The sequence below is a fragment of the uncultured Campylobacter sp. genome (assembly GCF_937973075.1).
Classification (GTDB): Bacteria; Campylobacterota; Campylobacteria; order Campylobacterales; family Campylobacteraceae; genus Campylobacter_B.
In genome coordinates, this window is the sequence record NZ_CALBWL010000062.1 from 26,770 (window position 1) to 35,082 (window position 8,313).

The window sequence follows — 8,313 nt, forward strand, 5'->3', positions numbered from 1 at the left end:
CTGATAAATTTTTACTCAAGGAGTTTAATAGTTAATTAAGCTAAAAGTATTTACAATTTCAAAGATGTGTGGCTAGATTTTGTGTTTGTGTTTCGCAAACGTTGACTAAAATGTTGGCAAACTTTGCTACATGCTTACAATAATGCAATTATAACATGACATTTTGCATAATGAGTTGCCACATATTCTGATTTTTCTTTTGGATAGTTATGCTTAGTTTAAAAGATGTAAAAACAAGAAAAGATTTTGCTGTTTTTTTGGGGATTGAACTTAAATTCTTAACCTACATACTTTATCACATTAAAGTGGAGAATTTATATACTACATTTGAAATACCAAAGAAGAATGGTGGCACTAGAATCATTGATGCGCCTGATGAGACTTTAAAAAAAATACAAAAAAGACTAATGAGTAAGCTATATAACTATCAAAATAAGATCAAAAAAGATGAAAATATAAAAATTAATATCTCTCACGGTTTTGAAAAAGGTAAAAGCATAATAACCAATGCTAGAATCCACAGAAATAAGCGATTTGTTTTAAATATAGATTTAAAGGACTTTTTCGCTAGCTTTCACTTCGGTAGAGTTATTGGCTTTTTTGAAAAAAATATAAATTTCAGAATTCCAAAAGATATTGCAATTATTATAGCTCAATTATGTTGTTACAAGGGTTCTCTTCCGCAAGGAGCACCGACTTCTCCAATTATATCAAACATGATATGTAATATATTTGACATGAGAGTATTAAAACTTGCTAAAAAATATAAGCTAGATTATACAAGATACGCAGATGATTTAACATTTTCTACCAATAATAAAGATTTTTTGAATATGTATAATGAGTTTTTATTATGTATTTCAAAAGAAGTAGAAAAGGCTGGCTTTTGCATTAACCAGAAGAAGACTAGGCTTTTCTATAAAGATTCAAGACAAGAAGTTACTGGATTGGTTGTTAATAAAAAAATAAGCATAAATCATAATTATTGTAAATATACAAGAGCTATGGCCAATTCTCTTTATAAGAATAGATCCTTTAATATTGATGGCGAAGATGCCACCATGAATCAACTTGAAGGAAGATTTGCCTTTATTAATCAAATTGATTGGTATAACAATATAATCAATATTAATGATAATAAACATAACAAAGGTAAGAAAAATAATGATAAAAAGTTAAATTGCAGAGAAAAAGAATATCAAAAATTTATTTTTTATAAGTATTTCTTTGCTAATCAAAAACCGCTCATTATTACAGAAGGGAAAACGGATATACTGTATTTGAAATCTGCGATAAAAAGTCTATATACAGATTTTCCAGATTTGATTAAAAAAAATAATAATGACAAATTTGAATTTAAAATATCATTTTTAAGAAGAACAAAGAGGCTGGAATATTTTTTAAATTTTGTAAAAGATGGAGCGGATTCAATTCAAAATATTTATAGGTTTTTTGTAGGACGAGAAGTTGTAAATTATTCTGAGTATTTTAAAAAAATAACAAAAGATATAGCTGCAAATCCGGTTATTCTTATTTTTGACAATGAAATACCTAATAATAAGAAGCCTGTAAGGAAATTTATAAATTTTACCAATAAGAAAGAATTTGAGAATATGTTAGATAAAGAGCTATATGCAAATATTGTAGATAACTTATTTATAATAACAAATCAGCTAGTAAGAGATAAAAAAGAGTGTGAAATAGAAGATTTGTTTGATGACAAAATACTTAATCATAAGATAGATGGAAAAGTATTTTGTAGGGACTTGGCTATTTTTGATAAACAAAAGCACTATAGTAAGGAAATTTTTTCAAAATATATTTCAAAGAACTATAAAGATATAGATTTTATAAATTTTAAACCCATGCTAAAAAATATTGTAAAAATAATAACAAACTATAAACGATAGTTATATAAGTAACCTTTTGCTAGAATTATATAGAGAAGAATTGCGAAAATTACTCCTATAGTTACTGCCTCTAAGTTTATAAAAAATGCACAAGCTATTAAATGCGTATCTAGTGGTGTTTTAGAGAAGTTCTACGCCTACTAGCATAAATTCGGTGGTGCTAAGAACGGCGGTGCGAAGCGAGGATTTTTAAATCCTCGCAGATTTATCGGTGCAGCGCGTAACTCGTTAAATAACATGAAATTTCAAATTTGCAGGCAAATTTAAAGCAACGTAAAATTTTTAAATTTCATCATAACGGAATTTTGGATTTAAGCCGTAAATTTACGGTTCGTAGAATTTTAAAATTTTGCGTCATAAATTCTAAATTTTAACTCAGCACGATTTACCTACGCAAATCGATGCAGCTCGCGTTTATCGTGGCGCGTGCATAAATTTCAAGAATCTCGCACCTTTTAAAACGGCGCTATCTTTGCGCTGAAATAAAATTCCGCGAAATTTCAAAGCAGCTTCCGATAAATTTGACCCGTAAATTTAATCTAGCAAAGCTCCGTCTTTTCGATTTTGCGGCGCAAAATTCCGATCGTAAATCCCTTTTACGAAATTTCACAATCTCTTAGCTGCGCAAAATTTCAAAATTTCGCGCAGAGCGGTATCTCTACGCGGCGCGCTGCCAAATTTCTACGCAAAAGCAGCCCTCGCAAAAGCGGTATATCAGGCGGTAGCCTGCCCGCCGCGCGCTACGGCGTATGACGCGCAGCACGAAGCCGTGCGCGATCACCGCCGTGTCCGCTTCCAGCAGCGACGGCATCAGATCAAGCGCGCGCCGCCGCTCTGCTTTCGCGCTTGCGCCGCTAGGGTTCATGCCGCACAGCCACAGCAGGCGCGAGAGCACGAGCCAACAATCAAACGGCATTTTTATTAGCGGCACGGGGAATATTCGCAGATTAAACTCGCGCAAAGCCTCTAGGTACTCTATGCCCCGCTGCGGGAATAGCTTTTGCGCCGTAAGCGCGGCGCGCGGCAGCGGAGAGGAACATACTCGGCTTATGCGAGCGAGCTTTTCGTATGCGGCGCTGCTTTTAAATTTATCGGTTTGCCACAAAGCCAAGCTTTGCGTAGTATCGTACAGGATCGCGCGCCGTGCGGCCTCTGCGGCGTCGCATACACCGCGATCGATCAGCGGCGTAACGTGGCGGATCAGCGCTAACGTCATGATTTTGTCTCCTAAAATACGAGCCCGCTAAGAGCTTGCGCCGTTATGTTTCCGCTCCTACAGGATACTTGATGTTTAGATTTGCGCTATTTATGCGAAATTTGCTATGGTTCTTACTCCGTAGCCACGGCGAGCGCGAGGGTCTGCTTCAAAGCATGGATTTGCGGGCTATTTAAGCCTTTCGTAGCTTTCGCATGAGCTTTTCCATATCTGCTCATGCTCCGCTACCGAGCTCATAAATCTATCCTTGCCGCCCAGCTCGCAGGCCTTTTTGTAGTACTCTACGGCTTTAACATTATCGCTGCCCTCGTAAAGACGCGCTAAATTTAAACACGCGAGCCAGCTGTCTGCGATATCCATATCGCAACCGCGCACATAGTAACCTACGCCCTTTATAGCGTCTTTGCGCACGCCTCTGCCTCTGATATACGCAGAGCCTGCGTTACTGCAGCCTATCGCGTGCCCGTCATCGCAGGCTTTGTCGAACAGCTCCGCCGCCTTCGCCTCATCGCGCGGCATCCCCTCCCCGCTTTGATACAAAATACCTAAATTTACGCACGACTCCACATCGCCGCCTTTGCAAGCTTTGACGTATAACGGCGCAGCCTTTAGCAGATCTTGCGGCACGCCCCAGCCATAATTATAAATCTGCGCCAAGGCTCCGCACAACTTCATATCGCCCTTATCGCAGGATTTTGTAGCCCGGCTTATATCGTCTGCGGTGATTTCAAAATTTTCGGCAAGCGCGAAATTTGCAGCAAACGTCGCGATAAGCGCTAGAATTAAAATTTTATTTTTCATTTTCGTCCTTTTTGGTTTTTTAAGATCGTCCGCTAAGCCTAAGGCGCAGTTTGATCGCTAGAGTTCGGGTTCGTTCTCGCCTGCTCTTTGCTTTTTAGCGCCTCGTAAATTTCATCTACGCCGCTTAGGTTTTGATCCAAAACCTCTCTCGCCTTTTTTAGAGTGCGTGCGCCAAAAATCCCGTCCTGCTTGACTCCGATGCTTTTTTGGATATATAAAATTTTATCCTTTTGCATCGCAGCGGAATCCTTAGTCGCCCCGGAAGCGGAATTTGAAGCAGGGCTTTCAGAGCCGCTAGAGCTTGCGCTCGTAGAATTTTCGTCTGCAGAATTTATGCCATCACTCGCAGAAGCGGAATTTTCGTCCTCAAAAAATGCAGGCATCCACCCTCGCAGCAGCCCTGCCGCGCCGGTTTTCGGCACGTAGCCCGTATTTGCCGCACCTCCGTAGATTGTGCTAGCCAAAACGGCGCAGAGCAGAGCTTTGCAAAAGCGAGCAAACGCCGCGCCGCCCCTGCCGCAGCGATACTCTCGCGGAATTTTACGAGCTTTTACGGTGCACCGCACTGCGCTTGCCAGCCACAGCGCCACACCGCCCAGCAGCCCTGCAGCAGCGATTACCGCGCCGCATGCAAGTGCCCAAAAATAATGCTCCGCAAAGATCATCTCGAAGCAGCCCTCGCACGCCAGTGTAGCCGCTGCGATGAGTGCGCCTCCGCCTATGCACCACACCGCGCGGTCATATCGCGGACTTAGCACGCCAAATGCCCCAGCCATCGCGCTGCCCAAATCGCGGGCACAATGCTGCGAAATAAAGCCCTCGCAAACGCGCATAATCGCCGCGGCAAAACTCTGCGCGCAATCCTCGCGCAAAGAATGCGGGAAAAAGAATTTCTTTAATCGCGCAAAAGGCGAAATTTTAGAATTTGACGCAGGATCTTGCGTATTCGCGCGATTTTTAAATTTTGCAGCGGCGAGGTTTTTGGAATTTGCGGAATTGATTGCGGCGGAGTCTATGGAATTTGTGGAATTTTCAGCACCCAAGGCGCTTAAATCTCGGTAATCTCGCTCGCCGTGTAATTCGTAAAGATCCTCCGCGGCGCGATCAGAAGTGCCGCTTAAGCCCTCTTGCGAGCCGGCAAAATTAGGTCCATTCTGCGCGAGAGCTTCGCTGTTTTGCTGCCTAGCCTCAAAATCGCCGGCAGAATTCTCTCCACCTTCCAAAAGATCCGCCCCGGCAAATTTTATGCCGCCACTCACTCCTCCTGCGAACCTGCCTTGCTCTCCGCGCAACCCCAAGCGATTATCTTCCAAGCCCATAGAATCTGCTGGAGCGCTCGCGAATTTCGTGCCCGCAAATTTTACGCTCGTGCCACCCTCGAGATTTTCTTTACGCGAAGTGTCTTTTGCAAGGCTCAAAGCGTCGCGATCAGCCGCGCTGCGGGCAGAATTTGCAAAGTTAAAATGTCCGTCCGCGCCGCGTAACTGCTCGAGATTTAGCGTCTCGCCGCGCAGCTTAGCACTAGCTAGGCGCATCGCCGCATCCAGCACAGGCTTTGCGCGAAATAGTGCAAAAAGGCTTTGCGCATCGTCCCGCCCTAGCTTAGCGGGTGCGCCGTGCACCGCCGCAAGCTCCGGCGCAAAAACTTCGTCCAAAAAATTAGGTCTTACGAATGTCGCGCCACCAAAGCACGCCGCATCGTAAGCCTTGCCGCAGACGGCAAAACTCAAGCGCAAAAACTCCTCCTCCGCGCTAAATACCGCTTCGCAGCCGCCCTGCACCGCTCGCAGCGAGCTTAGACGAAACAAAAGTCTGCGCGCCGCAAAACCTACGCCCTTGCTGCATAAAAACTCCAGCAGCTCGCGCCCAAAAACCTGCGAGCTAGCGCCTATGCTGACGCTCGGGCGGGCATAAACGGATACTTTGCCGGTGCGAGTGAAATACCCGCGCCCATCGCAGTGCTCGCAGCGAAAATCACCCGCACCGCCGCATTTTTCGCAGCGCAGCCTGCCCGCACCGCCGCAAGCGGGACAAATGCGCGAGCCGCTACCGCCGAAGCTAGCGCAGGGTATGAAGCGATAGCCCATAGAATTTGACGCAGAGCCTGCAGAATCGCCTCCAGAAAGGCCGCGCGCATGAGCGTCCGTAGAGCTTAATGCCGCACGGCTATAGCCACCGGCGCCCTTGCAAGTGGAGCAGATCAAGCGTCCGCGCCCGCCGCAGTTAGCGCACGGCGTCTTGCCCGCACCTTCGCAGGCTTTGCAGCGTCTCCTGCCAGATCCGCCGCAATGTTCGCAACGCAGCTGAACGCTAAAGGGCTTAAAATCGTGAAATTTTATGATTTGATCCGCATTCGTAGCGGCTTTTTGGGGATCTGCACGCAGGCGTAGCATAAAGGCCTCGCCTAGCTCCGCATCAGTGCTTGCCGCGCGCAGGCACTCGCGCGCATGAGCCTCGAACTGCGCGATATCTGCGAAATGCAGCTGAGCGCGCTCGCCGCCACTTATCTGCGAGACGCTAAACTTGCCGGCAAAGTCATAACGCACGCCAAGCCTCACGCTAAATCCATAAAACTCGCGATCAAGCTCGCGCAGATCGGCGCCGCCGCTACGCGCTAAAGCCCTGAGCCTAGCGATAAACGCCTCTGCAAGCTCCTCTTTATCCAGCTTGTCCATGATCGCTCCTTTCTTGCGGGCGCGCCACAAAGCCGCGCCGCATAAATTTTAAAATTCCTTTATTAGGATCCTGCTATTAAGATTCTGCAAATTTTAGCATTTCATATAATTATACCGCGAAAGGGAATTTTAAAATTCCAAAATCTCACGCAGGATAGAATTTAACGCCATTGCGCGCCGTAAAATCTCGCTGCAAATCAAAGCTCTAAAATATAGCTCGACGCGGAATCTCGCACTGCGGCGCGGCGACGTACATAACTGCCGCAACAAATACGGCGCGAACGGATAGCAAAACGGAGCCGCCAAGCATACGGCGCCCGAGCGGTAGCAGCGGGCATGCAAGACTTTAATTCCGCAGCAGCGCATAATTTGGCTCACGAAGATGCGCGATACGGCATAACGCACAGCAAATTTCGCGGCCGCGTGAAATTTTAAATTTCACGGTGAGTTCGTACGTACGGCATGCAATTTAAAATTTTACGACAGCTATGGCGCGGCGTGCAGCGATCTAAATTTATGACAAGTAGCAGCGCGCAAATTTTAATCCCGCGACAATCAGGCGACGGGTGCGTGGAGTACAATTTAATTTACGAGCGCATAGCCGACATATCATCGCACAAATTTAGTTTGCAGCGGGCAGCACAGCGCAAAATTTCATTGCCGCGACGCAGCGGCTCGTAAAATTTAGCTCTACTGCCGCACAGCTATAGCCGCCTGCGCCTTTGCAAGCAAAGCGGATCAAGCATCCGTGTCCACTGCAGGCACTGCACGGCAGTGCATAAAATTTAATCCGGGCGCCGCAAACCTCCGCCAACATGACTGATCGTACGAGCGTAAAATTTAGTTTGCGATGCCGCGTAATTCAACTCGCAGCGGCGCACGTCGCGGCGCAAGCGCGAATTTTAGATCGTGCGGCGATCTGCTGCGCGACCGACGGATTAATTTCACGGTGCGCTCGACATGAAATTTAGAATCTCGTAGCGACACATGACACTGTGTGCGGCCGCGTGAAATTTTAAATTTCACAGCGAGCTCGCGGCATGAAATTTTAAATCTTGCCGCAAGTGAGCTCGCAAGCTCGCGGGCGGCTCGGTTTAAGATCTTGCGCCCGGTTTTTGCGCGGAATTTCGCGAGCGGAATTTCAAATGCAAACCCGCGCAGGTTTCGCACCGAATTTCTGCGTAGATCTTGCGCGAAATTTAACGAAATTTCGCGCGCCGAGCTCGGCGCGCGAAAATCCGACTAATCCGACTAACCAAAACTCGACCGGCTAAAACCCGGCGCAATAAAACCCAAGTATAGCAAAACCATGACGCACTAAAACCGGGGCGCGATAAACTCGCCGCAGCTTGAAGGCAAGATTTATTGCTACCGAAGCTTGAGGGAAAAATTTATCGCTACCGAAGCCCACAGCTAAATTTTACCGCCCAAGCGCGGAATTTTCGGCTTTGGCTTCGGGCGCCGAAAATAAAATTTCACGCCAATCCGCTTATTACGCCCTCGCTCGTGATCTTCATATTTAGCGCATTAGGAACCTTCGGTAGCCCCGGCATAAGCATTATCTTGCCGCAGACGGCGACGATGAAGCCTGCTCCCGTACGGATCTGAAGGTCCTTGACGCTGAGTTTAAAGCCGCGTGCGCGCCCGAGCGCCTTGGCATCGTCGCTGAAGCTATACTGCGTCTTTGCGATACAGACGTTTAGCCGCTCAA

General features: G+C 46.3%; 6 protein-coding genes. 2 read left to right on the forward strand and 4 right to left on the reverse strand.

All coding sequences use genetic code 11. The features are described from left to right. Positions 1 to 209 precede the first annotated feature (209 nt). A complete protein-coding gene (locus Q0274_RS08410) occupies positions 210 to 1,910 on the forward strand; it encodes a retron Ec67 family RNA-directed DNA polymerase/endonuclease (RefSeq protein ID WP_298028912.1) in 1,701 nt (566 codons plus the stop codon). Between the two features lie 658 nt (positions 1,911 to 2,568). On the opposite strand, the gene Q0274_RS08415 is transcribed toward Q0274_RS08410, so the two are convergent. The 3 genes from Q0274_RS08415 to Q0274_RS08425 all read right to left on the reverse strand — a co-directional run bounded on the left by Q0274_RS08415 (position 2,569) and on the right by Q0274_RS08425 (position 6,602). Then, positions 2,569 to 3,126, reverse strand: coding sequence for a histidine phosphatase family protein (locus Q0274_RS08415; RefSeq protein WP_298028914.1), 558 nt, complete (start codon positions 3,124 to 3,126; stop codon positions 2,569 to 2,571). 168 nt (positions 3,127 to 3,294) lie between these two features. Next, a complete protein-coding gene (locus tag Q0274_RS08420; RefSeq protein ID WP_298028916.1) occupies positions 3,295 to 3,927 on the reverse strand; it encodes a tetratricopeptide repeat protein in 633 nt (210 codons plus the stop codon). A 38-nt stretch (positions 3,928 to 3,965) separates the two neighbouring features. Further along, on the reverse strand, positions 3,966 to 6,602 hold the full coding sequence (locus tag Q0274_RS08425; RefSeq protein ID WP_298028918.1) for a hypothetical protein: 2,637 nt from the start codon (positions 6,600 to 6,602) through the stop codon (positions 3,966 to 3,968). Positions 6,603 to 7,599: 997 nt separating this feature from the next. Here Q0274_RS08425 and Q0274_RS08430 point away from each other — a divergent pair. After that, the gene (locus Q0274_RS08430) at positions 7,600 to 7,848 is read left to right on the forward strand and encodes a hypothetical protein (protein ID WP_298028920.1); all 249 of its coding nucleotides are present in this window, start codon (positions 7,600 to 7,602) and stop codon (positions 7,846 to 7,848) included. A gap of 229 nt (positions 7,849 to 8,077) precedes the next feature. On the opposite strand, the gene Q0274_RS08435 is transcribed toward Q0274_RS08430, so the two are convergent. Further along, the coding region (locus tag Q0274_RS08435) for a formate--tetrahydrofolate ligase (protein WP_298028922.1) at positions 8,078 to 8,313 on the reverse strand (236 nt) is incomplete at its 5' end.